Source organism: Streptomyces sp. SLBN-118 (assembly GCF_006715635.1).
Classification (GTDB): domain Bacteria; phylum Actinomycetota; class Actinomycetes; order Streptomycetales; family Streptomycetaceae; genus Streptomyces.
In genome coordinates, this window is sequence record NZ_VFNP01000002.1 from 2385802 (window position 1) to 2411631 (window position 25830).

General features: G+C 66.6%; 23 protein-coding genes. All 23 read right to left on the minus strand.

Features of this window, described 5'->3' with window-relative positions; all coding sequences use genetic code 11:
* Positions 1–21: 21 nt before the first annotated feature.
* The 23 genes from FBY35_RS29335 to FBY35_RS29435 all read right to left on the minus strand — a co-directional run bounded on the left by FBY35_RS29335 (position 22) and on the right by FBY35_RS29435 (position 25830).
* On the minus strand, positions 22–429 hold the full coding sequence (locus tag FBY35_RS29335) for a hypothetical protein (protein WP_142216967.1): 408 nt from the start codon (positions 427–429) through the stop codon (positions 22–24).
* A gap of 161 nt (positions 430–590) precedes the next feature.
* Positions 591–1070, minus strand: coding sequence for a hypothetical protein (locus tag FBY35_RS29340; protein WP_142216968.1), 480 nt, complete (start codon positions 1068–1070; stop codon positions 591–593).
* Positions 1071–1109: 39 nt separating this feature from the next.
* Positions 1110–1487: a hypothetical protein gene (locus FBY35_RS29345; protein WP_142216969.1), complete on the minus strand. Its 378-nt coding sequence runs from the start codon at positions 1485–1487 to the stop codon at positions 1110–1112.
* A gap of 21 nt (positions 1488–1508) precedes the next feature.
* Positions 1509–1967, minus strand: coding sequence for a hypothetical protein (locus FBY35_RS29350; RefSeq protein ID WP_142216970.1), 459 nt, complete (start codon positions 1965–1967; stop codon positions 1509–1511).
* The gene (locus FBY35_RS29355; protein WP_142216971.1) at positions 1964–3460 is read right to left on the minus strand and encodes a DNA cytosine methyltransferase; all 1497 of its coding nucleotides are present in this window, start codon (positions 3458–3460) and stop codon (positions 1964–1966) included. Before FBY35_RS29355 ends, FBY35_RS29350 begins: the two co-directional genes overlap by 4 nt.
* 64 nt (positions 3461–3524) lie before the next feature.
* Positions 3525–3680 (minus strand): hypothetical protein, encoded by a 156-nt coding sequence (locus FBY35_RS36275; protein WP_160159347.1) that lies wholly within the window; start codon positions 3678–3680, stop codon positions 3525–3527.
* The gene (locus FBY35_RS29360; RefSeq protein WP_142216972.1) at positions 3677–3895 is read right to left on the minus strand and encodes a hypothetical protein; all 219 of its coding nucleotides are present in this window, start codon (positions 3893–3895) and stop codon (positions 3677–3679) included. The genes FBY35_RS36275 and FBY35_RS29360 overlap by 4 nt, the downstream gene beginning before the upstream one ends.
* Positions 3895–4548, minus strand: a complete 654-nt coding sequence (locus FBY35_RS29365; RefSeq protein WP_142216973.1) for a hypothetical protein — start codon at positions 4546–4548, stop codon at positions 3895–3897. Before FBY35_RS29365 ends, FBY35_RS29360 begins: the two co-directional genes overlap by 1 nt.
* A gap of 79 nt (positions 4549–4627) precedes the next feature.
* Positions 4628–5056: a hypothetical protein gene (locus FBY35_RS29370; RefSeq protein WP_142216974.1), complete on the minus strand. Its 429-nt coding sequence runs from the start codon at positions 5054–5056 to the stop codon at positions 4628–4630.
* A gap of 102 nt (positions 5057–5158) precedes the next feature.
* Complete coding sequence (locus FBY35_RS29375; protein ID WP_142216975.1) at positions 5159–6139, minus strand: helix-turn-helix domain-containing protein; 981 nt, start codon at positions 6137–6139, stop codon at positions 5159–5161.
* 90 nt (positions 6140–6229) lie between these two features.
* On the minus strand, positions 6230–7360 hold the full coding sequence (locus FBY35_RS29380) for a PD-(D/E)XK nuclease family protein (RefSeq protein WP_142216976.1): 1131 nt from the start codon (positions 7358–7360) through the stop codon (positions 6230–6232).
* A 31-nt stretch (positions 7361–7391) separates the two neighbouring features.
* Positions 7392–8483 (minus strand): AAA family ATPase, encoded by a 1092-nt coding sequence (locus FBY35_RS29385; RefSeq protein WP_160159348.1) that lies wholly within the window; start codon positions 8481–8483, stop codon positions 7392–7394.
* Between the two features lie 23 nt (positions 8484–8506).
* Positions 8507–8851 (minus strand): hypothetical protein, encoded by a 345-nt coding sequence (locus tag FBY35_RS29390; RefSeq protein WP_142216978.1) that lies wholly within the window; start codon positions 8849–8851, stop codon positions 8507–8509.
* 217 nt (positions 8852–9068) lie between these two features.
* Positions 9069–9656, minus strand: coding sequence for a hypothetical protein (locus tag FBY35_RS29395; RefSeq protein WP_142216979.1), 588 nt, complete (start codon positions 9654–9656; stop codon positions 9069–9071).
* Positions 9657–10088: 432 nt separating this feature from the next.
* A complete protein-coding gene (locus tag FBY35_RS29400; RefSeq protein WP_142216980.1) occupies positions 10089–10964 on the minus strand; it encodes a peptidoglycan-binding protein in 876 nt (291 codons plus the stop codon).
* 40 nt (positions 10965–11004) lie between these two features.
* Entirely contained in the window at positions 11005–11328 is a 324-nt protein-coding gene (locus FBY35_RS29405) for a hypothetical protein (RefSeq protein WP_142216981.1), read from the minus strand.
* A 207-nt stretch (positions 11329–11535) separates the two neighbouring features.
* Entirely contained in the window at positions 11536–15807 is a 4272-nt protein-coding gene (locus FBY35_RS29410; RefSeq protein ID WP_160159349.1) for a WD40 repeat domain-containing protein, read from the minus strand.
* Positions 15791–16663: a hypothetical protein gene (locus tag FBY35_RS36280; protein WP_160159350.1), complete on the minus strand. Its 873-nt coding sequence runs from the start codon at positions 16661–16663 to the stop codon at positions 15791–15793. The genes FBY35_RS29410 and FBY35_RS36280 overlap by 17 nt, the downstream gene beginning before the upstream one ends.
* Positions 16664–17119: 456 nt before the next feature.
* Positions 17120–18613 (minus strand): hypothetical protein, encoded by a 1494-nt coding sequence (locus FBY35_RS29415; protein ID WP_142216983.1) that lies wholly within the window; start codon positions 18611–18613, stop codon positions 17120–17122.
* Between the two features lies 1 nt (position 18614).
* Positions 18615–19706: a hypothetical protein gene (locus tag FBY35_RS29420; protein ID WP_142216984.1), complete on the minus strand. Its 1092-nt coding sequence runs from the start codon at positions 19704–19706 to the stop codon at positions 18615–18617.
* A 2-nt stretch (positions 19707–19708) separates the two neighbouring features.
* Positions 19709–20638 (minus strand): hypothetical protein, encoded by a 930-nt coding sequence (locus FBY35_RS29425; protein ID WP_142216985.1) that lies wholly within the window; start codon positions 20636–20638, stop codon positions 19709–19711.
* 15 nt (positions 20639–20653) lie between these two features.
* The gene (locus FBY35_RS29430; RefSeq protein WP_142216986.1) at positions 20654–21553 is read right to left on the minus strand and encodes a phage distal tail protein; all 900 of its coding nucleotides are present in this window, start codon (positions 21551–21553) and stop codon (positions 20654–20656) included.
* On the minus strand, positions 21553–25830 hold the full coding sequence (locus FBY35_RS29435; RefSeq protein ID WP_142216987.1) for a phage tail tape measure protein: 4278 nt from the start codon (positions 25828–25830) through the stop codon (positions 21553–21555). The genes FBY35_RS29430 and FBY35_RS29435 overlap by 1 nt, the downstream gene beginning before the upstream one ends.

Genomic DNA, 25830 nt, shown 5'->3' on the forward strand with positions numbered 1-25830 from the left:
CCAGAGCAGGGGTTGTGGCGATCACTTGAGCGGTCCAATCGTGCGCGGGGCAAGGCCCCGGGGATTGGAGGGCAGGGGGATGGCGATGTCGCGGGGGTCCGGCAACGGATGGACGTAGAAGTAGCCGGGCGGATGGGTACGGAGGTCGGCCAGCCGGGCGAGGAAGCACACGTCGCCGGCGAGGGTATTCCATGCGGCGCCGGGCTCCTGAAGCAGGTCGAACTGGAGGAGGAGGCGCCCGTCGTCACCATGCAGGCGCCACAGGGCGTACCCCCTGGGGCCGTCGGTCCGCGTGGCGGTGATCGTCTTAATGCGCGGCTCGATCCCGGCTGCAGTCTCACTGAGGCGCCGCAGCACCGCACGCGAGAGGTCGCGAGTGGCGAGGCAGACCTGGCGGTCCGCGATCGGACAGGGGTCGACTGGTGTCACGTGTGTCCTCCTTGGCGTAGGGCCGCCCGGCGGCCGGGTTGTGATGCCACCGGCCGCCGGGCGGAGTTCGGGTGGGGTTTCCCCCTTCTTCTTAGTTCTATTCTATATGCATTCGTGGCGTGTGCAAGATTTCCGGTGAACTTTCTTGATCGACGCCTGCATTACTTCCGCAGCTCAGCGGGCGTTTCGGCCGCTGCCAGCTCTCGTATGTGGAGGACGAGGCGTGACCCGCTGACCACATGTCCGATCCTCATGTCCGGCCCGACGACTCGCGTGTGGTCGTCGTCGTCCAGGACACCTTGGTCCACGAGTCCGTCGACGCACGCCTTGAAGCTTGGGTACCAGTTGGCTGGGTCTCGCCTCTGCCGGTCCTCGGGGTGCAGAACGCCGATGATGTGCGCCCGCTCCAGGTGCGGGACGTCCCGCGAGGCTGCCCAGGCCGCGCGCCGCAGGACCCTGGTGATGTCGGCCCGGCGGTGATGGTGAAGCCTCTGGTTGGAGTTGAGGAGCAGCAACCGCGGGGGCATGGCGACCCTGAAACGGCGCCCCGGCCTTCCGTCGAACCAATCCGTCGTCTCGGCGGGAGGGTTGTGGAGCTGGCGCGGCGCCGACGGGCCGGTAACCCTGGGCGCGTCCTTCATGGCTGTCCTTCTGTGAGTTGGGGTGGAATGCGGCCGAGGTCAGGCGGCAGGCTCGCCGAGCGCCAAAGCCCAGTGGTTGGCGGCTCGGGGGGCGGCGTGTGGCACGTAGGCGACGGCCTCGACGGGGACGTCCGCGTAGCTGCCGTAGGTACGGCGGCACAGGTTGCCCTGCGCGGTAGTGGCCGGATTGGTGTGCGAGTCCGGGTCGTTGCTGCCGATCAGGTGTGCCCACCGCTCGTAGACGCCTGCCTGGGGCTGGTGGATGTGCAGCCGGACGCCCATGCCGTACTCCACGCCGGCATGGAAGATGGCGGCGAACTCGATGCCGGGCGCGGGCAGGTCAGGGTTGAGCTGCGCGATGAGCGCCACGGCCGCGACCGGTCCGAGCAGTGCGCGCATCGATCGGTTGTGGGTCATGTGTCCTACTCCTTCGGTGGATCAGGCGACGTCGGGGAGTTCGAGCTGCTGGGCGTCGGACTCGTCCTCGTCGTCCAGCGGGTTGGGCCCCGGTCTGTAGAAGGGCTCGCACCCGGGGCACTGCTGCTCGACTGCGCGGCGGTGGGCGCGCGACCCGGCGGCTGTTCCGCACGACTTACGGAAGACCGGCAGCGGCAGCTCGGACGGGTCGGTGTCCGGCAGGGCGTGAACGATCACGCCGTTGAGCCAGATTCGGCCGCCGCAGACGCCGTCGAAGCCGTTCTTGGCGGGCAGGACCTGTCGAATGCAGGCAGCCCGGTCGGGGCAGCCGCCGCAGACGTAGAGGACGGGTTCGCAGATGGCCACCAGGTCCTTGCCGTTCTTCCACCGGTTGTCGGCCACGGCGAAGTCGGGATCGCCCCAGCAGGGGGCGTGGCCGGTGACGTGCGTACCGGTCAGGGAGTTGCGAGAGCCGGTCACAGGACGGGCTCCAATCGCTGGCCTATCCACCGCGCGACGTTGACGGAGACCGCGTTGCCTGCCTGCATGGTCTGTTCCGCCTGGTTGCCGTAGACGACGTACTTCGCGGGGAACCGCTGCCCTTCGAGCTGTTCGCGGGGCTTGAGCATTCGGAAGTAGCAGTCGCTGATGTCCGGAGCGGAGCGGACCAGAGCGGCCGAGTCGCGGGTGGACAGGGTGTGGACGGGTTCGGTGGCCGTCTTCACCGCGGCCTTGCGGTACGGCACGACGAGGGTGTTCCGCGCCCGCTCGAGCACTCGGCCGGCGTGGGTGACCAGGCCGTGGTGATTGCCCTTCGCTGTGACTCCGCTCAGCGGATTGCTCGCGGGGCTGGCGGTGGCGTGGTTGCGGAACTCGACGATGAACGGGTTCACCGTCAGGAGGGCTTCGCTCTCGCGGGTGGTGCGGGTGCGCAGCGGCACGTCGACGGGAACGGCGTCGGTGTTCCATGAGCCGCCGGTCGGCACCAGGAGAGCGTCCCCCTGCTTGGCCGTGCGGGTCGGTAGTGGCCGTTCCTCGACGGCGTACGCCCTGTCGCCGCCCTCTTTGCCATGGGTGAGGGTGATCGAGCTGGGGCGGTATGGGAACTTGATGATGCCCGCGCGGATACGGTCCATCGTGGTGTCTACGAGGGGCTTCTTGCGGTCGCCGATGCGCGTGCCGAGGTCGTCCCAGTTGATGATGTCGCTGGCCGGGCGGACGTACGGCTCGACCATGGCGTGACGGCAACGGGCGTTGGGACAGCGGTAGATGTAGTCGCGCCGGTACTTCCCGATCCGTACGCCCTCGACGTTCCAGGACTGGACGGCGTGCACGTCCTCGCCGCAGTGCACACACGGCGCGAGCGGCTTGGGCTCCAGGTCCGGCTTGCGCATGGCCTTGAGGGTGAAAACCACGTACATCCGATCGCGCCACTGCGGTGCGCGCAGGTTGACGTCGTCCCCGATGTGGGCGCTGCTGACGCATACGATCTGGTACTGGTAGCCGAGCAGTTCCATCGCTTCGAGCCACTTCGGGAACAAGATCCAGTCGAGACCGAACTCAACGACGTTCTCCACAACGATGGCCTTGAAACGCTTGGCCTCGGCTGCCCGGACGACACACCAGCCGGTGACCCGGGTCCGTTCGAAGGCGTCCTTGGTCAGGGCCTCCCAGTCCTCGCCCTCATCGATCAGGTCGAGCAAATCCATCTGGTTGGTCTCGCGCCGTCGCCCGCCCGCAGGGCTGATCTCGGTGCAGATGACCGATGCCCACAGGACGTCGGCGTTGGGCAGGTAGCGCATCGGGAAGCCGGAGATGTCGATGCAGGCGTGGTCGGCGTTGCGGTGGTTGGCAGCGTGCGTGTCGATGGCGAGCTGCCAGTGGTTGATTCCGAGGATCAGTTCGTACCCGGCTTCTACGAGCCCGGTGCTGCTGCCTCCTGCGCCGCACAGCAGGTCGATGACGGTGGTCATGGTGGTGGTCGTTCTCCAAGAGGTCTGCGGTAGTCCGGCCCGTGGCGAGCGGGCCGGACGGGGGTCAGCGGTGGGCGGCGTGGCGGTGGTGCTGTTCGCCGCACGTGGTGCACCATGGGAGCCGGTCTCGGGTCTCCCGGCGCAGTTCGTCGACGACGAGCACGGCGAGGCCGGCGGCGACGCCGAGGGCGAGCGCGAGCAGCACGAACGTGATGGTCATCGCGTCACCGGCTCGTCGCGGGCCGGGCAGGGTTGCATGAGCTGCATGCAGGCGACCAGCACGGCGTGGGCGTCGTTGGTCGCCACTGCGTTGTCCAGCGCGGCCTTAGTGTGGGCTCGCTCCTCGGCGTTCTGCACGTGGGCGATCACGCAGATGCACGGGCGCTTGGTGGTTTCCTCAGCCGCGCTCGGCTGGCCCGCTTCCGCGCCGGGCATCAGGCGCTCACCTGACCGACGTGCGCGAGGTACACGGTGATGATCTCGCCGTTCAGCTCCCAGACGGTCAGCGGCCAGTCCGTGCCGCCCTGTTCGTGGATGCACCGCCAGCCGCGCTCCATCAGCTCGTGGGTGGCGTAGCCGTACTCCTTGACCGCCGCGTGGCGGTCATCGAAAGGGCCCTGTACGAGTTTGCTGATGCGCCTGTGGTCCTTCGTCACACCGTCGAGCTGGACGGACATGAGGTCGATCAGCTTGGGCGCGAGGCGCCGCGCCGTGACGAAGGTGGTGATCGCCTGGACGAGGGGGACGACGTTGTTGCCATGCTGCGCGTGCTCCCCGTCCTCGGTGGAGTTGTAGACCAACTCGTCGACGGTCGGGTTGTCCTCGTGGCCCCGCCTGACGTGCCAGCCCTCCACCTCCGTGGGGTCGAGGGGCAGGTCCTCGACCGAGGAGATCCACAGATGCGATCCGTCGGTGAGCTGCGCGGTGATGCCGAACATGCCGCCGCAGATCTCGACATCGGCGACGAGCGGGATGCGCCGCAGCGCAGTGATGACCGGCTCGTAGGCATTCCACAACTTGCGCCACAGCGGGTCGTCGGTGTTGTTGTGCACGGGCATCGGGGCCATCTGCGCGAGGTCGTCGCTCACGGGCTTCTCTCCAAGAGGTCTTGTGCCGCTCAACAGTACAGAGTTGGGATCTATTTTGGAACGGATTGAAACGCTTCGACTAGTAGACGGGGGGCTTCCGGCGCTCCTCTCGCGCCCCTCGCGCCACGGCGGTCAGGACCGCCAACTCGTCGGCGCGCTGCTGCGCCGCCTCGGCGATACGTCGCGCCTGGTAGGCGAGACTGCGCGCCTGCATGAGGGCGTAGTGGTTGTCGCGGGGGTCGAGGTGGATCTCCGCGCCACCGATTTCATTGAGGAGTTCGGCGACGATCTCGTCTCGCAGGTGCTCGGCGCGGCCGAGGCCGTCGAGGTCGCGCTCACGCTCGGCCTGGTCCTTGAGGCTGGCGACCTGGATGAGCATGTCGCCGACACCCTCGGGGTCTTCGCGGTAGAGGTCGGCGAGGGTGCGGATCAACTCGTGGGCGGCATCGCCGCCGTCGAGCACGATTGCACCCTTTTGCTCGTGACGAAGGGTGGGCAGGTAGCTCATGTCGTCCTTCCGATCCGAGGGGGCCTTTCCCCTTCTTCTGGTTCTATTCTATATGCAATACCAGGGATGTCCAGATTCCTGATGAAATATTCTTTCGGAAGCCTAAGTTTTTTGCTGCCTGCGGGCCTTGGAGTCGAGCACCGCCTGACGCGCAGCTCTGCGGGCGGCCTCCAAGGACTCGGGCCGCTCCTCGACCTGTTGACGGCGGCTGACGGCATCCTCGTGCCACTCGTCCCAGAAGTGCCCGTGCGCCTGACGCTCCGCCGCCTTGGCCTGCTCCCGCTCCCTCTCGCGCCCTGCGCGCGGATTGGTGCCGCATCCACGGCAGGAGGCAGCAGGGCGGCCTCGGTGGCGCACACAGCCCGTCTGCGGCGCCTCGCGGTCAGGCGTCGGGGTGCCTGTCGGAGCGGGCGCAGGCTCCCTTGCGGCGACAGCCGCGGGGGTAGGGGGGAAAGGAAGGACAGAGGAAGAACCAGGAAAGGAAGGGGTTTCACCGCTGGAACCCAGTGGGTTCCCCCCGTGAAACTCATCGGGTTCCACCGGTGGAACCCGGCCTTCTGCCCCCTCCGGGTTCCCCTCGTGGAACCCCGCCTCTCCCCCTGGGTTCCCCTCGTGGAACCCTGCGTCCACCTGCGGTTTTTCAGCCTTCTGCTGTCGTTGATCCTCGCGGGCTTCGACGTCCTGATACGTCATCGCGGGCTTGGCCGGAGCTGAACGCAGGACTCCGGAGCGGGCCTTGCGGGGGTTCTTGGGTGCGGCCCTACGGGCTTCCGCAGCCGCCTTGAGGTCCGATGTGGTCGGCGTGGGCGGTACGCCGAGCGGGAAGACCCGGTAGACCGCAGAACGGCCCGCCTTGCCGGTCGCGACACGTTCGACGAGTCCCTTGGCTATCAGCTCCGTGACGATGGTGATGGCGCGTTTGTCAGTCACACCGACCCAGGCGGCAAGGCGAGTCAGGCCGGGCCGCGCGAGACGCGTCTCGTCGTCGGCGCTGTCCGCGATCTTCATGAGGGCGAGTTTCTGGCTCTGGCTGAGCACGTCAGGCGGCAGATAGGCCGCAGCGATCATCAGTTGGATGGACACGGCTCCCCTTGGGCGGTACGAGCATGGCGGCAGGACGGGGCGCCCCGCCCGTTGTCCACGGGCGGGGCTGAGGAGTCAGGGGGTTCCGGGTCAGGCCGGCCCGACGTTGATGACCGGGGCCGTCTTCTTCCCGGTCTTTCGCTGCGGGACGGGCAGCCCGGCTGCCTTGAGGTTCTTGACCATGCGATCGGTGTCCGGCCTCATCGGCACGGGGATGCCAGCGACCTCGTGGAGGTCGACCATCGCCTTCACGTCGTCCTTCTCCTCGTCGTTCCCGCCACGCCAGGAGAGCCTGTTGGGCCCGTAGACCCCGGCCGGGGACTGGTCCAGCTTCTTGCGCGCGAACTTCTTGATCCGGTCGCCTTCGCTGGCGAGTTCGTGACCCTTCACGTAGTCGATGAGCGCCTGCTCGCGGTCGGTGTCGTTGTGGATGAGCGCCGTCTGCTCCGGTACACCCGGCGCCATACCCGGCCAGCACAGGGAGCGGAAGGGGCAGTAGTCACAAATGGCGTCTAGGCCAGGCCCGTTGAAGTCGCGCGGCATCTCTTCGGGGTCGCTGGTCTCGCGTACGCGCTCCACCCACCACTGAGCCTCGGCGGCCCGCTGAGGGTCGAAGTCGATCTCCTGGATGTGCTCCGCGCCGCTGTCGCGGTTGATGAAGCGGAAGCGGATGCGGCCGATGTCCAGTGGCCCCAGGCGGGACAGGTACCGCTGGCCGGGCACGTCTTCGAACCCGAACTCGTGCAGCGCGCCCGCGTACAGGTGGACCTGGCGCAGCTCGGCGGCCGTGGCACCGTAGCGCAGGACGCGGTCCCACATGTATGTGGACTTCGTCTTCACGTCCTCCACGGTGAGCACGTCAGCGGGTATCGCCGGTCTGTGACGGGCAGGCAGTCGAGCGGCTGTCGTCGCGTCGAGCTGCACGACGTCGACGTGGCCCCGGATCAGGTCGTCCTGGACGCTGCGCTCCACCAGCCATCTGTACTCCGTGCGCGCCGACTCCAGCAGGCCGTAGTGGATGAACGTGCCGAGGATCGCAGCGCGCTTGTCGGCGTGGTCGGTCGGAGCGACGCCGTGCAGGATGTAGGCGGCGCGTCGGCCGCACACGGTGTCGGATGCCCCGAGCTGGGTCTGTAGGGAGCGGGGGCGGCGCGCGTCGACGTCGTGGGCGGCGTCCCAGATGGAGGGTGCGGCGCCGTCAACGATGGTGGCTACGGACATGGGAGTTCTCCAAGAGGTGAGTGCGGGCCGGTCACTGCTCGGCGTCCGCGTCCTGCTCGGCGGCCTTCCGCTTGGCGGCGGCGCGGAGCTTGTCGGCGTCGGTCAGTGGGCCCTCGCCCATCTCCGAGCGCGGGTTGTCCAGTTCAGCCGCCCTTTGCTCGGCGGCGGCCCGGACGGTGGCGATCTCCTCCCGGCTGAGGCGGTTGGCCGGGTCCGGGACGGAGCGCCACAGTGCGCCGAGGGCTTCCTTGTCCTTGAGGTCAGCGATGCGGGTCAGCCAGGGCTGTACCACGTCACCGGCGAGCGCGGGCATGACACGCGGCTGAGATTCGATGGAGCAGCCCAGCCCGTTGAAGACCAGGTCCTCGATGCTGAAGTCCCGCAGGGTCAGGGGCTTCCTCTGCTCCACGCGCATGCGCAGGGACCGCACCTTGACGATCTGGGGGTCGGCGTCGCGCTTCATGCGCACCCAGCAGGTGGAGTCGAAGCCCAGGTCCTTCTGGGCTGAGACCTTCCACTCCGTCTGGTTCTGGATCGGCTGGCCGTTGTCGTCCGTGGCGCTGACCTGCTTGCCGCGGGCCAGGACGATGGCAATGCCGGGGAGAGTGCGCAGCAGGTAGATGATCCTGTTCCACCGCTCCAGCGCGTCATTCCACAGGTTCCGGCCGATGTCGAAGGCGGCGTCGGGGTCCTCCTGGAGCAGCTTGCGGTTCTTCCGCGTCCTGCGGCCCCGCTCGTAAGTCCAGTTGGTCAGCATCCGCCACAGGGCCGAGCCAGAGTCGATGGTCAGGACGACCGGCGACTCTCCGGCCGCCGCCGCGCGCCGCGCTTCGGCGTGCACGGCCTCGACCTGTTCGAGGATGTCCCGGTAGGTGCCGTCGTGTTCGATGATCAGGTAGTTCGCGCCCTCGATCGCCGCGTACTCGTCGGCCGACCCCTCATCGAGGTCGATCCAGTACATCTGGCCGATGCGCTCGGATGCGGAGAACTGGGCCGCCGAGTAGGTCTTACCGGCGCCTTCTTCCCCTTCGATGAGGATCAGCGGCCACGGCACGATGCCGGTCGGCTTGCGGGTCTTGAGCTTGATGGCGGGCGGCTTGGCGGCGCCCGCTGGTGCGTTCACGATCTGGCTCCAAGAGGTCGTGGTCAGTCCGTACGCAGGGCGCGGACTTCAAAGAGCGGTGACCACTCCGGGTGTTCGGCCAGCAGGAGCCGGACGTACCGGGAGCGGTAGTCGTTGTTCAGCGCGAACTCGTCGCCTCGGGTCGCCGCGCCGTACTGGTAGCGCAGGAGCTCGAAGAGCATCCCGATGCCGATGCGGCCGAACCCCTTCTCCGCGCAGTCGGCAGTCATCCGGGCCAGCGCCCTGAGAACCCAGGGGTTGAGCGCGTGGAACGCCTCGAACCGCTGCTGGATGGTCAGGTCGCCAACGTCGGCGGGGTGGCGAACAGGCTGGATAGTGCCGAACAACGGCGCTTGTTCGATCAGCAAGGCTCTCCCCCTCAGAGATGATACGAACACCTTGGAGTGTTGGAATCTATCTTCGGGCAAGAGGAATGTCGACCTACAACGCCATCGACCCCCGCCCGGCGGCCCCCTGGAAACCTGCATCTCACCCTCGATCAAATAGAAGCGCACCCCTTTGAGTGCGCTTCTATTCTATATGCAAATAGAGGTTAGATCAAGAACAAGTCGCCCTGAACAATGGTTAGTTGGCGGCCTTATGTGCGGCCTTACCGCGCGGCACGATCTTGGCGCCGGGCCCGTCGTACGTACCGTCGCGCAGCGCAGCCAGGACCCGTTCATCGACTGCCCAGTCCACACCGCGGGCTCCGGCCTGGAGCGCGGGCACGTCCTCCACCACCGGCTCAAGGAGCCAGATCGGCGACCCGGACAGGGTGTAGTCGGCTGGACGGAAGCGGCCCGTGCCGATCGCCTTCCTCAGCAGCGCGCCAGAAGGCAGCCGGAACAGCGCCACCAGCTCGGCCTGGCCCACCAGCGGTGGGAGCTGGTCGACCTCTCCGACCCAGCGCCCCGGGTCCTGCTCCTTGACCAGCCGCGCAAGCTCGATCTCGTTGACGTACTTCGTGCGCGGGGTGGTCTGACCGAAGCCCTTCACAAACTGGAGAAGCCAGTAGGGCGACCCGCTGATGATCTTGGCGTACCGGTAGTCAAGTGTGTGGTCACGGCTGATCCACTGGCTGACCTGGAGCCGTTTCACGTCGTAGAGCGCGGCGAACTCGGCCCCGCCGGCCAGGTACGGCTTCCTCGCCTCTGGCCTCTGATCCTCTGCCACTCCATCGCCTCCCGCTCGCGGCACGTATGCATATAGATTGTAACCAGTGTGGGAGCGGAGTCCGTATCCCCCGGAGACACGCGTAGTGTGGGTGCTTCCAAGAGGTCGAAGGCCCCCGTCGCGAGACGGGGGCCTTCTTCCTGTACCGACGGTCAGTGCGACGGCAGCGAACGCTGGCGGCTCAGGTACTCCGGGGGTCGCGCAAATCCCAGAAGCCAACCGAACCGCGGCGACAGATACTTCTCTGCCAGCCGAAACACGGCGTAGTAGACGAATATGCAGACCGGTGTCAGAACACCTGTGAGTGCCGTCGAGTCGAGGTCGAGGCCGTATCGGGTGGACAGGGCGAACAACCACCCCACGAGGGCGGGGATCCCTGTGCGGAGGAGGGAGGCGTACAGGTTCACGTCGTGCCTTTCTCGGTAGTGATGGTCAGGCGAAGAGCCGTAGCCAGGTCTCGGGGCCGGGGTAGCCGTCGGCGTCGGAGCCGGACCACTTCTGCGCGAGCTGGAATGCCTGCACGTTCAGACGGTCTGCTTCGCCCCATGTGCGGGAGGGGCCGACCTTGTAGTGCGTGCCGTAGCCCTTCTTCACGAGCTGCTGACCGAGCCGCAGGATCGATTCGTTGACCTTGCCCGGGCCGAACGCTGCGCGGCCGGGGTAGGCGGGCGCTTTCGGCTTCGGCTTCGGCTTCGGCGGCGGTTTGCTGTCGCCGTCCTTGAGCAGCTGAGCGACCCGCACCCGGAAGGAGTCCATCGAGAATCCGTGAGGATCTATCTTTCCGGGCTGCCATTCCAGGTGCCCGATTACCGATCGCTCTGTCCAACCGTGAGCGCGGCATAGTGCAGCCGCCCACCGGGCCGCTGCCTCGATCTGTTCATTGGGCCAGGGGTCCTTGCCGTCACCCCGGTTGATGAGCTCGGTTCCGTAGAAGTGAACGTTGCCATCTGCGTTTGCTTGTCGGTCGGCCGGGAGCGGCTCCTCGTTCTTGACTGCGGCGAGCACGGCCGCGTCGCCGCGACCGGCGTGATTGGCGCGCCCCCAGCCGACCATGTGGCAGTGGCCCGCTTTGTCGATGACGGTGTGGCACAGCGGACCGGGAAGCTCGGAGTGTCCGCTGTAGCACATGGCCACCATCTGGGCCTGGCTGGAATAGGTGCCGGTGTGATGGATCACCACACCATGCATCGGGCCCCAAGGGCCCTTGTGATTACGGTTATTGTCGCGCCAGGACCGGACCTGGATTACCTCCAGGCCAGCGGCCTCCAGCACGGCTACCGCCTGGTTTGCGGACAGAGGGGTTGCCATCGGGCGCTTTCCGTTCTCCCCCGCGCCTTGATGACTAGTGCTACGACAAGCCGAGTGCCGCCAGGACCACGGCGACGGTCACAGCCACCACAATGGGGGCGACCAGCGCGGACACGGCCAAGCGGCGATTAGTCCGGGCTTCGAGCTTTTCGCTCTCACGCTGCTGTTGAACGTCTCGCAGGTCGTCTTCAAGACTGGCCATGCGCTGTGCGGCCGCCCGTTGATCCGCGGCGTAGACGTCCTTTGTGACCATTTGCTCGAGTCGGGTACCCAGGGCGGCGAGGTCGGCCCGCAGGTCATCGCGCAGCTGCTGCATCGCGCGCATGAGTTCCCACGGCGTGGGGTCCTGATTGGGCGCGGTCACGTCGCTCCTCCGAATGGCGTTCCCGCACCGGTGATCAGCTTACGGGACTTCCGCGCTTCCTTGAGCATTGCTGGGCAGTTAGCTCTACGGGCCGTTTGCACCGCGAACCGGCTCGCGCGATCTGCTTGCAATTCGAACCGCCCACACACGGCCGTGCGGCAGAACATCGGTAGATGCCAATGACCGTTGCAGCAGTGAAAGTTGTGGTTATCCGTGGAAGGCGAGGACGCTGACGCCTTCGCTGTCGCCGATCGCCAGGGTAGTGCCGTTGGCGGCGATGGCCCGGACTTCTGATCGACGGCGCAGGGCCACAGGAGCTGTCGCCGCAGTGACGTCCCATAGCTGTAGCCAAGCTGCGCCTGCCGAGAGGACCACCAGGTGGCCGTCCGCAGTGGTGGAGACGGTCAGGAACTGGATCGGGCTGCGCCGGCCTCTGGGAGGTTCAGCGAGCTGCTCGCCGGTTACTGGGTCCAGCAGCCGTACGAACCCCTGGTCGTCACCGGTGGCGACCAGGCACCGGCCGCTGGAGGTGGTGCCGCAGACCAGCACACCGGGCAGCGGTGTGTCGCTGAGGGGGCTGTGAACGGGCTGCTTCGTGTGGCAGTCCCAGAGCCGGATCGATCCGTCGCTGCCTCCGGAGGCGAGCAACGTGTGTCCGTCCCGCCCTGTGCCGAACGTCGCCGTCCGCACGGCGTGCTGATGGCGATACAGCTCCTGCACCGCACCGCCGTCGCCGTCCGACAGCCACACGCGTCCTTCGTCGTCTCCGAGGGCGAGCACGGAGTGGTCCTCGGTCGAGAGGCCGAACGCGGCAGTGGTGATGGCGTGGCCGGTGCCGGTAGAGAGTTCGCCGATCTGTTCCCGCCGGTCCGGGCGCCACAGCTTGATCTTGCCCGTCTCGCCGCCGGAGGCCAGCACGCCATGCCTGGCAGGGTCCATGTCGAATGCCAGAGTCCGAGCGCCGGTGCGGTGCTCCCCGAGCCGGTGCGGCTCGCCGTTCCCGTCCCACAGTCGAACGCTCCCGTCGTCACTGCCGTACGCCATCGGGGAGCCGCTAGCTCCGTTCGGTCCGACGGCGACACTCAGCACATGTGTGTCCGGTGCTGGGAGTTCCTCGTGCCTGGCCGTGAGCGGATCCCACACCCGTACGGTCGTGTCCTCGCTCCCCGATGCCAGCAGGGGCCGTCCGTCAGGGCCAGCCACGGCGGCCACCGAACGCACGGCCAGCCCGTGGCCCGCCAGCGGAGGACACGCCGGGCTGCCGCTTGGAAGCTGCCAGACACGCACCTTGCCGGAGGGGTCGGAGTCCGCCACGTACAAGTGGAGTTTGCCGTCGGAGGATCTGTGCAGGTCCAGCGACCGCACGGCACCGTGGTGGTCGACGACGGGCTCGCAGAACTGTTCACCCGTTATGGCGTCGTCGATCTGGACGGCTCCGTCCTCGCCCGCCGAAGCCAAGAGAAGGCGATCCTCATGCGCGACGAAGGCCACCGCGTTCACTGGGCCCGTCCGCCTCGTCACCGCGCCCCTGAGTTCCTGCCCCGTGGTGGGGCTCCACAGGCGGACCGTCCCGTCAGCGCCTGCCGAAGCCAGCATGGGCTGGCCCTGGAACGTGCCGATGGCGACACAGTTCACCGGTCCCGCGTGGCCCCTCAGGGGACCCTGGAGGGCGCTGCCCGTCATGGGGTTCCAGAGCTGGACCGTGCCGTCGTCGCCCCCAGAGGCCAGCAGGAGTCGGCCGTTGCGGGCGGTACCGAAGGCCACCGAGTTCACTCTGCTGACGTGGGCGGGGATGCGCTGGATCTGGGTTCCGGAGGTCGCCTTCCATACCCGTACGTTCTGCCAGCCAGCGGAGGCAAGCAGCAGCGTTCCCTTTCTTGTTGTGCCGAAGGCGACGGTGCTGACGCTGCCGATGTGCATCCTTAGCGGTCGTTTGTACCTTAGGTTGGTGATCGGGTTCCACAGGCGCACGGTTCCGTCGTCGCTCGCTGCGGCCAGCAGGAGGTTGCCGTCGGCTCTCCTGCCGAAGGCGATGGCGTTGACCTTGTCGGTGTGTCCTGTCAGGGTCCATTTGCTCTGGTCGTGCCGGATCGATGCCAGGAGTGTGCTATACCAGGGGCGGATCGAGCGGTCTTCACGCGTGTGGGGCCCCCGGGCGAGAGCTGTGGCGGCTTCCTCCAAGTATGCGGCGTTCGCAGGCGGGTTGCTTGTGAGCAGAGGACGGGCTCGTCGGTAGATCCTCTCGACACCGGCCAGCGAGGGAGCCGCGGCCAGCGTTGACTCGTTGGTCAGCACGGGTGTCAGAGTGACCGGGTCAGCGACGGCCAGGAATCCGCTTTCCTCCATCAGCCGTGCGAAGACGTCGGGGCCCGCTTCGGCGGCGTGCTGGGCGAGGTAGGTGCGCAGATACAGGTGGGCTGAGAGCCATTCCCTGTGTCCCTCGGCGTCCTGCGGCACGGTGGCAAGGAGAGCGTTCGTGACTGCCTGTTCGACGCCGGCTTCGTGTCCTCGCCGATGCGGGGTCGCTGCAGGGGGCTCGTTCTCCGGTTCGCGGCGAAGGTGGGTGACGAGCGCAGGGTGGAAGGGCCTGAACACGGACTTCTCTCCAGGGCCCAGGTCTTCGACGATGTAGGCTCCCGCGTGCTTGAGTAGCCAGCGCACGTCGTAGTCGGTGATTGGTGGGCGGGATTCCCGCGGCCCTGTGTGTCGTCGGTCGGCGAGGGCTTGGGCAACCGGGACCCAAAGCTTCTCCCACGGCATTCCCGGTCCTCGGGCCCATGCCAGCGCCTCCAGGAGCGGGCGGGCCGAGGCGGCTCGCGTTCCGAGGTCTCGCAGGTCTTCGTCGAATGCCTCTCCCAGGTCGGCCGGCAACGACGTTCTCCATGCGGCGTCGGATGTGTCGACGCGCTCGGGCCGGCTGCGGATCGTGCGTGCCATCAGCTGCGCCGTGAGGAAGGACTGGGTCACGGAGCCGTCTGCGCTGACCTCAGTAGCGCGCTTGGCTATCTCTTCCGCCACCTGTGTGGTCGAGGCGTCGTCCGGGTACGGCGTGTGGATGCCGCTCTCACGCGAAGCGGTCAGCAGTTCGCGGACGTAGTCGGTAAGAGCTTCCGGGTCCTCGTACTCAGGCGCGTCCAGATCGATGGTCAGGTCGCTGGCACCCACCTGTGCCCGTTTGTTGCTTCGACAGCCCACGACGACCTTCAGTCTGCGGGCAAGAGGCTGGAGGAGGACCTGGCTGAGGGTGTCGGGGTGGGCGGTTTCGTCGACGGCGTCGACGACGACCGTGGCACCGATGGGATCGGGATGCGCGTTGAGGTCCTCGAGCAGCGTACTCACCGTTTCGGCCTCGCGGCCCAATGCGACGGCAATGGCGCGGGAGACTTGGTCGCCGTTGAGACCTCGAGCGTGGACGGCCACGAGTCGTGTCTCCTCCGGCAAAGCTTCGGCGGTCCGCGTGATCAGACGATCGGGCTTGGCCCCTTCGATGAGTGACCGGCCCCCCGGCCCGCAGAGGAGAACCGGCAGCGACAGCAGCGCCGACTTACCCGTCCCTACACGTCCCGTGACAACGGCCAGACCCCCGGCCTTGGGGTCGCGAGTCAGCCATTTCACGAGGTCCTGCGCTGCCTTTACCCGGCCGGTTCTGCCGGTGAGGTAGAAGCCAGTCATCGTTGCGTTCGGGGCGCCGCGCAACCGGGAGAGCCAATGCTGTTCGGCGGTGGTCAGCCCGGCGACACCTTCCTCAAAGAGAGGATTGGGTATGAACGGCGGAGTGACCGTGTCGCCCTTTGCGGGCGGAAGGCAATGGACAACCTGGCCCGAGCCTGGGTGGGCTGTATTGATGGCATCCGCGAGGAGGTTGACGGGGAGCCAGGGAGTGGAGCGCCCCAAGGGGGGAGGCTTGCGGAGGGCCTCGGCGAACCACTGAGCGAAGAGCCCTTCCTGGGCAAATTCCAGTCCTGAGGCACTGGCCAGGACCCACAGGTTCTCACTGCCGACGCCTCGCAACGCCTGATCGAGGATCTCGGTCCCGCCGGTGCCGGAGAAGCAACAGTCGAGGATCAGCAGGACCTTCGGTTGCTCGTAGACCTCACGCCCTTGGCTGCGCATGAGCTGCCTGGAGATCTCCGCGGCGGTCACAGCGGAGTCGTAGGCGCCTACTTGGGTTTCGTGGAGAACCAAGTAGTAGGCGTCGCGTTCCGGAAGGGCACCGTGACCCGTGTAGTACACGATGACGACCTCGCTCGCGTGCGCCGCGTACCTCAGTTTCTCGCACAGGTCCCCGCGCATGAGGTCGACGTCGTAGCCGGGCGGTTCGCCGATCGTGGCATAACCGAGGGGTTGTAGGGCCTCAACGACCGTACGCAGGGCCCAGGGAACCTTGGGGAGATCGTCGAACCCCTCCTGGTAGGTCGCCGTACCCATGGCCACCAGTTGAGAGTGGAGCCTCTCCGCCTGCTCAGCCGATCGCTTCATGGAGAGCACTTCCCGTCTGAGGTGCGTTGAGATAACGCTCGACGGAGTGCGCATCGCTGCCGTTGTCGACCAGCCGGTCGTCAACGTTCTCGGAGTCGGGCCCCGGGAACAGGCCAGCCAACTTCTTGCGCATCGCGACGATGTCGTTGACATCCGCCACGTTGACCCATGTCGGCACGTTTCCCGCCCAGGCACCTTTTCCGTCCTCCGGGCGGGGAGTCAACCGGTTGAACACCAGCTTGGGAATGCCGAGCGGTGATCCGAGTGTCAGCAGCAGCCTCACCGATGCCGGCTGGAACCGGCACATATACTCGTAGGCAACGACCGAACCCAAGGAGTGGCCGATGACCACCCGTGTATCATCGCCGATTCCGTCGTGGAGGCGGTCCAGCACTTGCTCCTTCAACGACTCGTCCTCGAGATAGCGGGTGACCTGCTTGAGGTTGCCGATGAAGGCCCTCTGTGCGATCCCGCCGAAGAGGGGCATGCTCAGCAGGTGCGCGAGCATCGCCTGCACGGGAACACTGCCGGGGAACATCGCTCCCTCGCCGGGCCCTAGGGAGGGATCTTGCTCCACTGCCGCCTTGTAGAGCGTCTCCAGGAGGTCCTTCTCCGGTCCTGCCTGGATGTCCGCGGCTGAGTACGGCGGATCCTCTGCCGCCATCGTGCCGGTACTCGGCCGGAACAAACCTCCGAAGAACATCACCCGGACGTCCCCTGGCTGTACCTGCTCTGCCTCCGCATCATGGCCCGCCTCTGCAAGTCCGTCCCTCAGTGCGCTCAGCCAAGCCTCGGAGAGGGAATACTTACCGCGATACTGTTGTCCGATTCCATGAATTCCGACAAAAGTAGCCATACATCCAGAATTGCCCAGTTGGTATGTCTTCGCATCCTCGACGGCAGCGGCGTCCACGACCGGCGCTGCGGTCACCGAGACGAACGCCCACTGCGCGCGGTTCCTCGGGCGTCGACTACCTGTACTACGTCGACAACCTGGGTGCCGCCGTAGTACACCGGGATCCACAGGAGTCCGTTCGTAGGGTTCAGAGAGGTTCTGAGACCTGCCTAGAAGAGCAATTCGTTGCGTGTGGGCGCGGGGCCGCAGGGGGAGTCTCGACCCGGTGCCGGAAAGGCAACGGCGTCCCCAGCTAAGGGTCCCGGAACGTCGAGATCCGGCTGTGCCGTGCCTGTTAGGGGTGGGCGAGGGTCAGCGAGGCTGCCTGTCCTAGCCAGCTGGTCGGCTCGTACTGACCAAGTCGTAACGGCGCGGCTCTCGTTTCATCTGCCGACGTCAAATCTCCGGCAGAGGCGGTCAGTCGACCGGAAATCGGATGTTGTTCAGGCTGAGGTAACCCGACCCTGTGGACAGATATGTGGCGGCTGCGGAGCTGATGTTATTGATGGTGACCGAGCCTGTGGCGCCGATGGTCAACGACAGGGCGCCCCCAACCGTGCCGGCATGGAGATTTACCTGGACGCTGATCGCTGGCCGATAGCCCGCAGGCAGCGTGAACAGCACCTCCCCGGCTGCGGGGGCACTGCTCTGGGTTCTGCGAATCAGGTCGCGCAGCGCGAGGGTGCTGTCGGGGTAGAGCCGGAATCGGCCGACACCGTACTGGCTGCCGTAGCCGGTCCAGCCGGAGGCGAAGGCGATCGGCTTCCACGCTTCTCCGCTCCTGGTGAGCCAGCCGTCCTTCGTTACTGTGAGGCTGTTGAGGCGGACGGTGTCGCCGTCCACGGACAGGCCGTCCTCAGTCAGAACGGTCTTGGCCAGCCCTGATCGCAGGAATACCTGGGTGCCCTCCACTATGGCGACTGACGCCGGGCCCGCAGAGCCGTCCTGTGCGAACAACTCGATCCGCGAGGCGCCGGTCTGCGTCGCGCCGCTGCCCTTGATGTAGCAGTAGGCGCGCGCACTGTTCGCATCCAACTCAAAAGAGCCCAGGCCTCCTTGAGCAGGCGAGCGCAGATACAGCTCGGCATGACCGGAGTCGACGCGCGGCGCCTCCAGACGTGCAACTGGCTGCAAGGCAGTGCCCACGGTAGTGGTGGTAGAGCTGACCGTTCCGGGCGCGGTCTCCTGGGGATGACCCGAGTAGAGCGCAAGCGCAGGAACACCCGTGCCCCCGGCGGTGGGTGACATCACCAGGCGGGTGCCGGACGTGCCGGTCTGGACGACGCCACCTGTGACGACCTTGCCGGTGATGGCGTCCGCGGCCAAGGCAGCGGCCGTGACGGACCCCGCCACGAGGTTGTCGGGACCGACGGCCCCGAAAGCCAGGTCGTTCCGGGATGTCTGGCGGGGCTTGGCTGTGACCGCTGCCGATGCCGGACCGGGGATGCCGGATGTGTTCACGGCGACGAGGCGAACCCACAGTCCTTCGTACGAGAACCGGGCGATGGTGACCGATGCCCCTGAGCCGGCCTCGATGGTCGCCGTGGGCGACCGCACGTCGGGGACGGCGTCGGCGGAGGGCATCAGGTGTACCTGGACGCGCGCAAGGTCGAGAGGCGCTGCCAGCGCATCGGCGAAGGCTCCGTCCCAGGTGACGTGGAGCCCTGCGAGTGCTGGTTCGACCAGCGGGAGGCTAGGCGTCGGCGGCGGGGGCCCGTTGACCGCGATCGCTCCGGTGGTGCCGTCCGGCTGTTGGCCGATGACTCCTCGCACGCCTCCGTCCTCGTCGTGGATCTCGATCGCGCCGTTCTCGATCGAGGAGTAGGCGAGCCTGGCTGTGCGGGAGGTGCGAGTCAGCTCTCGCTCCACCAGAGCCAGGCGGGCCGCGAGCTTCGAGAGTGTGTCCGTCACGTCAAGCTCCGTAGGTGAAGCGGTCGGCGCGCTGGAGCTGGACCACCATTTGCTCCTGCTGCTCTCCGCTGGGTGGTTTGATCTGCCAGCCGATGATGCGTGCCCAGCCGTCGAACTCGTTCCACTGGTCGTGCAGGCGGAGACGCACTTCGTCGCCGATCTGGAATGACCCGATGCGAGCGGCCGGATGGTCCCGAAGTACCACCTCGGTGACTTCGCCGATGACCTGGCGGGCAGTGCGCTCCGTGCGGGCTCGGGCGGCGAGGCGGTCGTTTCCCTTCTCGCCGGGGATCTCGAGGACGTGTTCCAGCCGCAGCCGTCCGTCTCGCACGGCGTCGACGGCACGGCGACGATTACGGCCCTCGCCAGCTCCCAGTCCAATGACGACCTGCGCATAGTTGTCGGCGTCGTATTCGACGGGAACAGCGGAAGCAATGTTGATGCCTGACGTGAATGCCAGGTCGGTGCGCCTGGTGCCCAACCGCGGCCAGCCGATCCGAATGCGCGGGGCAGGCTTGCCGTCGCTGGCCCATGCCACGGATTCGGTCCACTCGGGGCCTGACTCGACGGCAGTCATGTCTTCGATGACCGAGCCGAGGGTGGGTGCCTCCCACCAGTCGATGGCGTACGGCTCGGCCGGCGTACCCACAGTCGCTTTCGACATGGTCGAGTCGAGCAGCACGCGAAGGTCTCCGTCAGGCTGTTCCTGGCAGTAGGCCCACACGTCCCTGATGACCTTGCACGGGTCCGCGCGTACGTAGGGGCCGCGTCCGGCAAGGTTTCCGTGCAGGTCGTGGCGGCGGTGCGGGTACGAGCCGAATCCAGAAGCTTCTATTCGGAGTTGCTGGCCCTCGGGGTCTGCTCGCCACACGATCCCGCCCCACAGCAGACTGTCGTCGCGCTCCGCGAAGACCAAGGTGGTGCCTGGATCGAGCTGTTCGCGCGCAAGGTGGGCGAGCCGGGGCTCAACTACTGCCGTGAGAGAGCCTGAACCGTTGAGTTCCGGGCCGAACTCCACCTGGGACAACGGCAGGTCGGTCGCGAGCAACTCGCTGGTGAGAGCGTGCTGTGTGAGGTAGCGGTAGGAAGGCATCGTCAGATGACGCCCTCCGTGAATTCCACGTCGAGGATGAACGTCGTGGCACCGTCCACGACCAGGTCGCCGCTCTCGCTCTTGTACATGTAGGTGTCCAGGTGGATCGGCACCGTGGTGCCGCGCAGGGCGGGCGGTACGGCGAGGGAGTCAGCGATCACCACTGTGTTGCGACGAGTGTTGTTGCCCTGGTCATCGTCGATAGCGATGTGCTGACCAGTCACCGTGCCGATGACGTTCCGCATGAGAGCGAAGACATCTGCCCGCCGGAGGGCAAGGCCGGCAATCGTCGTCACGAGCTTCACATTCGTAGCCCACGGCGGCACGAGGATGTTCCATCGGGCGGCGGTAGGCCAGACATGCCACTTGTTGTCCGAGTACCCCAACGTCGAGGCGGTGCTGGGGAATGCGGTGAACAACTCACGCGTACGGCGCGGATTTGCGATGCCCCGCAGATCCTTGATCATCGCGGCGGTGATCGTGGCAGTGTTCGCCGGGATGTCGAGCCGGGCCAGGGGTATCGCCGTCATTCCCGCCGGCGGCGCAGTCGCGTTCGCGGATGCGCCACTGATCACGTGGAAGTAGCCGATGTCCTGAGTCTCAGGGTTGCGCGTTCCCTCGTACTCGGGGTCCTCCACCCTCAGAACCAGCAGGTCGGAGCGGGCCGAAGCGCCCGTCGGCGCGACTGGCACCGTGGCGTCTCCGACGTTGTACTGGGTGTAGGTGCCCTGTCCCCAGGCTGCACCACGGATCACGCCGGAGCCGTCGCCGACGCGTACACCCGCGCCTGGCGTGAAGAGCGGGCTGACTTTCAGGTCATTGCCCTCGGTCACGCCCGAGCTGCCACGAGCGAGGTCTTGGATCATCATCCGCATCGCTCGGGCGGGGTGCGTTCCGCCGTGGACCATCATCGGGGGCTGGATCAGCGCCATGGGTCGTTGGCCTCCTTATAGGGCGGTGTAGGCGTCGCGCCACGAGATGGCGAGGCGGGAGGTGTTGGTGTAGTCAGTGGCCGTCCACCGCAGTTCGCTGCGGCCGGGTCGGATCTGAAATAGATCCAGCCGGGAGCTCGTGGACAAGGCGGAGGAGGCGTTGCCTGACCCGTTGCGCAGGACCCATCGGGTGCCGGGGCGGGTGTCGATTTCGACGAACTCGCCAACGCCGATGGTCAGCAACAGTTCCAAGGACCGTCCGGTCTCGACGAACCAGACCCGCGGGTTGGTGACTGGGCCGTCGATGCGCAGCGTCGGGTGAGCGGCGAGGTCGCCGAGGTTGGTGAGCCATCCCGGACGGGCGGACGGGTTGGAGACGCCGGTGGTGATGGGCGCTGTCAGTGGCGCGCGGAAGCCGGGCACATTCTGCGAGATGTCCAGGGGCAGGGTCAGGGACTGCTGAACGTCGTCGTGGAAGCGCGGGTCGGTCGCGTTGAACTCCAGCTCAAGCGGGATCCAGCCGTGGATGCTCTGCGATGTGGAGATGGCTTCGGCTCGCCGGACGCGGCCGTACAAGCGACGCACATCCCGTCCTGGCCACTTCAAGCGCAGAACGGCGAGGGCGCCGGCTGCCTTTCGCACGGATGGAACTCCCGCGGCTTCGTGCAGACGGGCTAGAGCGTCTGTGGCGGCTGCCGGATCACCGGGCGTGCGGATGGAGGCTTCGATCCGCACGACGCGTCGGCCGTAGTAGTCGACCCCTGGATAGGCGCCATCGTCCACGGGGTTGTCGACATCTTGAGTGCGCAGTTCGGGAGCACCGAGACCGACCACGTCGGACACCAGGTACGGGGTACCCGGGCCCATCAGAATTCCCGCGAAATCGATTTGCCAGTCCTGGTTGAGACCCGCCATCACAGCCGCCCTCCTCGCTGTGCGTTGCGCAGCCGTCGCATGATTTCACCGGACAGTTCCTGTGGAGAGGTGTCGCGGCCTTGAACGGTGATCGGCATGTGCTCAACCAGGGCCTTGGTCTGCTGCTGGACAACGGTGACCTTGATGGCGGTCTGCGGTCGAGCCTCGACGAGGCGCATTGTGGGGGCGGCGGACGCGCTGGACAGGCGCATCCCGAACCGTGAGGCGACGTCGTTCAGGACGGCGGTGGCGCTGCTGCGCTTGGCTGCGCCGAGCGGGATGTACGCCTCGCCCTGCGCCTCCGGCTCGGCGAACTTGATCAACCCCCCGGAAGTTGCGTAGAGACCAGGGGTGAGGATGCCGCCGTTGGCGTACGAGAGCCCCTTGTTCGCTCGGGCCAGGTCGGCGAAGAACTTTGCACCCTTGGAGCCCAGTGCGCTCTTCAACCGCGACAGCGCGAGGTTGGCGATCTCGATGATGTGGTCCTCGTCGAGCCCGGTTGTGTTGGCCACTGCGTGCAGTCCCGTCGACTTGCTCTTGACCGCGCTGATGATGGCCACCAGATCCGGGAGGTCATCGCTGGGGACTGTCTTGCCTGCGCTGCGGGCGGCGTCGTTCGCGGCCTTGGCCTTCTTCTTGTCCTTCACGGCCTGGGCAGCCAGGTCGGCCGCGTCCTGATCGCCCTGCGCGGCAAGCCGCTTGGCCAGGTCGCCGTAGCCGCCAGCGGCCAGCTTCGCGAGGTTCGTCTCGAAGCCGGTCTGGTCCTTCACCGCCTGGCGGAGCTGCCCGGTGTACTCGCCGAGGTTTGCCTTGGACGCGGCGGCCAGGTCACGGAGGTCCTTCGCCATCGACCGCACATACCGCGAGCTGCCTGTGGCCATCTTGCGGGTGAGTGAGACTCCTTCCTCGCCCATCTCTGCCAGGGCGTTCGCGACGTCCTGTCCGGCGCGGCGGGCCACCGTGTCCAGGTCCTTGCGCCAACGCCTGGCGGTGGCGACAGAGGAGTGGAGCTTCTTGGCGAACAGGGAGAGGCTGAAGTTCCCCTTCTTGTCCTGAGAATCGCTCGCGATGCCGGACAAGGTGTAGAGCGACTGCGGCCGGTAGGTGAACCCGGACAAGCCACCGTCGGCGTGGTAGCTGACCTCACCGCCGAAGCGCCGCGCGACTTCCTCGAGGATGCGCTTCGACCGAGCTCGCTTGGCCCCGGCTAGCGGTATGTACGCCTCACCCTGTGTCTCTGGCTCCGCCCACACGCGCCAGGAGCCACCTGGTGCAATCTGTGCCGTGTGCTCTTCACGACGACGCATCCCGCCGTTGGCGTAGAAGTCGAGCAGACCGCCGTTCGCCTGCCTCGCGGGGGCCTGGATCATGTCGGGGATGCCGTTGGCGTCCTTGTCCGATGGTGTGGCCTGGACCTTCGCAAAGAAGGGGATGGTCACGGCGGCAGGCTTGTTGACGCTGACGGTGATGGTCTTCGTCCCAGGGATGCGGCCCACGGCCGCGCCGATCCCGTCGAGCTGTGTCTGTACGGCGGCCATGTCGCCGGACAGCAGCGCGGTGGTGAGAGCGGTGGCGGCCGCGGTTCCCTTGGTCTGGGACACCGCGACGATGAGGCTGAGCATCCCCGACCACTCGGAGTTCGACTGGACGCCTGCCGCCTTGAAGGCGTGGACCACTCCGGACAGGTCCGGGCCCTTGATGGGCATGTCCGCGCCGTACAGGTAGCCGAGCTGCGTGCGGATCTCCTCGACGTCGCCTTTGAGGAAGGACTGTGCGAGTGAAGTCGACGCTTCCTTGCCCCACTTGGCGGAGACGTCCGCCAGGAGGCTCATGCCCTGTTCGAGTTGTGCGGAGGCTGCCTTGGGCAGCTTCTTCGCGGCGTTCGCCATGTCCGTCACTGCCATGTCCTGCATGACGTGGGCGAGCTTGCCTGGGTCGTTGGTCGCCGCGGCGTCCGCCCAGGCCTCGGCGACCTTCTTCCCGTACTTGGCAGAGATCGCGGGCAGCTGTTCCAGGCCGGCGCGGAAAGCGGGGGTCGAGCGTGCAGAGGACTCCTGGATGATCGATTCGAGTTCGTCGGCGACCTTGCCCTTGCCGTTGCTGAGCTGCTTCACCAGCTCGTCGAGGATCGGTGCCGAGTCCGGGCCGAGATTGGAGAAGTGGTCGGCCAAGCCCAGGTGGCCTTCGGAAGCCAGCAGCCCCAGGTTCTTCTGGAACTCTCTCTGCGCCTTGAGCTGCTTACGAAGTTCCTCCACGTAGTCGGAAAGCGATGCCTTGGAAGCATCGGCGGATCGGCCTGCCTTCCGGTTCGCCTCGGCGACCTTGTCCTGGGCGGCCTTCCATGCCTTCGCGGGGTCAACGATCGAGGCGAGCGCCTTGCTCATTGCCTCCATCTGCTCGGTGAACTGCGGCGACCCGTTCTTGTCCGTCGGCAGGGCCTGCGTCAGGTCCCAAGCTCCGAGCATTTCCCTGCGGTTGTTCTTGATCTTGTTGTTGACGATGGCCATGTTTGCGGCAAGCTCGTTCTCCTTCTTGACCGCGTCGGACCAGATCTTGTGCTGCTTGTTCAGCACGTCCTTCGCTCGGTCGAAGGAGATGTCGTAGGTGTAGGCACCGCCGGGGAGGATTTCCCACGACTCGGCCTTCTTTGCCTTCAGGTCATCCTTGAGGCGTTGCAGCCTCTGACCACCGGAGGTGATCGCGTCGATAGCGGTGGCGACGTCGACACCGGCGTCCTTGAGCTTCTTCACGTCGTCGCTGTTGGTCAGTTGCTCGGTGAGGGTGCGCAGTCCCGCTCCCTGCTCGCCTTCGTCCCGTTCCTTGCGCAGGGCATCGACCAGTTCCTCAGTGGCGGCCTTGGCCTTCTGTTTGCTGGCCGAGTACGCGGCGTAGACCCCAACCCCGATCGCCATCAGTGCGGTCAGACCGGCGACGGCGATTCCCGCGCCGCTGAGGACAGCAGGAAGCATCGAGCCTCCGGCTCGGGCGGCTGCGAGCTGTGTGCGGAACAGCGTGAGCTGCGCGCCGAATCGCAGGAACGCGGCCTTGCCGAGCAACGCGGCTGCCGACAGGGCGATCAGGACACCCATCAGCGACTTCACCGGTCCCGGCAGGTCGTTGACGGCTCCGGCGAGCACGTTCAGGTACTCGCCGACAGTCTGCAGTGCGGGTAGCAGCACACGGGCCATGTCGATGCCGAGGGCAGTTGCCTGGTTACGGAAGAGACTCCACTGGCCTGCGGTCGTATCCATCTGGATCGCGTACGCCTTCTGAGTCGCCCCAGCTCGTTCGACCTCCAGGCTGATGCCCTGGTACACGGAGGCATAGTTCTCGCCGTCGGCCGCTGAAAGGGCCAAGGCTGCGCGGACGGCTCGGATGTCCTTGAGAAGAGGGACCATCTTGTCCGCTGTACCGCCGGTGGCGTTGCGGATCTTCTCCATGACGACGTACAGGCCGTCTTGCTGGAGAGCGGCGGCGGCCGACTCGTACCCGAAGCCCTTGATCATGTCGGACAGCTCTTGGGTGGGCTTCATCATGCGGGTCATCAGCATGTTGAGCGCGGTGACGCTCTCCGCTGCCGGGATGCCGGCGAGGGTGACGGCCGCGACTGCTGCACTGATGTCCTCGAACTTCACGCCCGCGGCGGCCGCCATCGGGATGACGTCGCCGAGCTGCTGGGCCAGCTCATCGAACGACACCACGCCGTAGTTGACCGTCTGGAACATGATGTCCATGACGTCGTTGGCCTGCGAGGCGTCCATGCCGTACGCCTTCAGCACCCCGAGCAGGGCGCGCGCGGACGTCTCGGTCGTCGTCAGGCCGGCTGCGGCGCCGCGGGCGGCGACTCGCAGGATAGTCATCGCGTCCGCGCCGTCGAATCCGGTCGAGACGACCTGGTACAAGCCCTCAGCGAGCTGGTCGGCGGTCTGGGGAAGCTGCGTGCTCAGTTCGACGATCTGGTTCGTGAACTGCTCGATGTTCGTGCTGTTGATCTCCTTGGAGATCGTGATCACGTTCGCCATGTGCTTCTCCAGCTCAATGGCGTTCCGCACGCCGATCACCAGCGCGCCGCCCAGTGCGGCGCCCATCAGCGTGAACCCGGTGACCATCGCTCGCCGGGTCCGGTCGGACCTCGCGGCAAGCTGGTTGAGGTCGCCGTCGAGACGGCGTATCTGTCCGCCGAACGCGGTCACTTGGCCTGCCGCAGTGCGCAGACCGCCGACTAGACCAGATACGCCCGCTTGAACCTGGACGTAGAGGGTGTAGGCCCCAGCCAC

Coding starts and splice junctions, on each gene's coding strand:
- FBY35_RS29345 (WP_142216969.1), bottom strand. CDS start 1,487: ATGACCCACAACCGATCGATGCGCGCACTGCTCGGACCGGTCGCGGCC.
- FBY35_RS29410 (WP_160159349.1), bottom strand. CDS start 15,807: ATGAAGCGATCGGCTGAGCAGGCGGAGAGGCTCCACTCTCAACTGGTG.
- FBY35_RS29400 (WP_142216980.1), bottom strand. CDS start 10,964: ATGGCAACCCCTCTGTCCGCAAACCAGGCGGTAGCCGTGCTGGAGGCC.
- FBY35_RS29430 (WP_142216986.1), bottom strand. CDS start 21,553: ATGGCGGGTCTCAACCAGGACTGGCAAATCGATTTCGCGGGAATTCTG.
- FBY35_RS29425 (WP_142216985.1), bottom strand. CDS start 20,638: ATGGCGCTGATCCAGCCCCCGATGATGGTCCACGGCGGAACGCACCCC.
- FBY35_RS29370 (WP_142216974.1), bottom strand. CDS start 5,056: ATGAGCTACCTGCCCACCCTTCGTCACGAGCAAAAGGGTGCAATCGTG.
- FBY35_RS29340 (WP_142216968.1), bottom strand. CDS start 1,070: ATGAAGGACGCGCCCAGGGTTACCGGCCCGTCGGCGCCGCGCCAGCTC.
- FBY35_RS29355 (WP_142216971.1), bottom strand. CDS start 3,460: ATGACCACCGTCATCGACCTGCTGTGCGGCGCAGGAGGCAGCAGCACC.
- FBY35_RS36275 (WP_160159347.1), bottom strand. CDS start 3,680: ATGACCATCACGTTCGTGCTGCTCGCGCTCGCCCTCGGCGTCGCCGCC.
- FBY35_RS36280 (WP_160159350.1), bottom strand. CDS start 16,663: ATGGCTACTTTTGTCGGAATTCATGGAATCGGACAACAGTATCGCGGT.
- FBY35_RS29420 (WP_142216984.1), bottom strand. CDS start 19,706: ATGCCTTCCTACCGCTACCTCACACAGCACGCTCTCACCAGCGAGTTG.
- FBY35_RS29360 (WP_142216972.1), bottom strand. CDS start 3,895: ATGCCCGGCGCGGAAGCGGGCCAGCCGAGCGCGGCTGAGGAAACCACC.
- FBY35_RS29380 (WP_142216976.1), bottom strand. CDS start 7,360: ATGTCCGTAGCCACCATCGTTGACGGCGCCGCACCCTCCATCTGGGAC.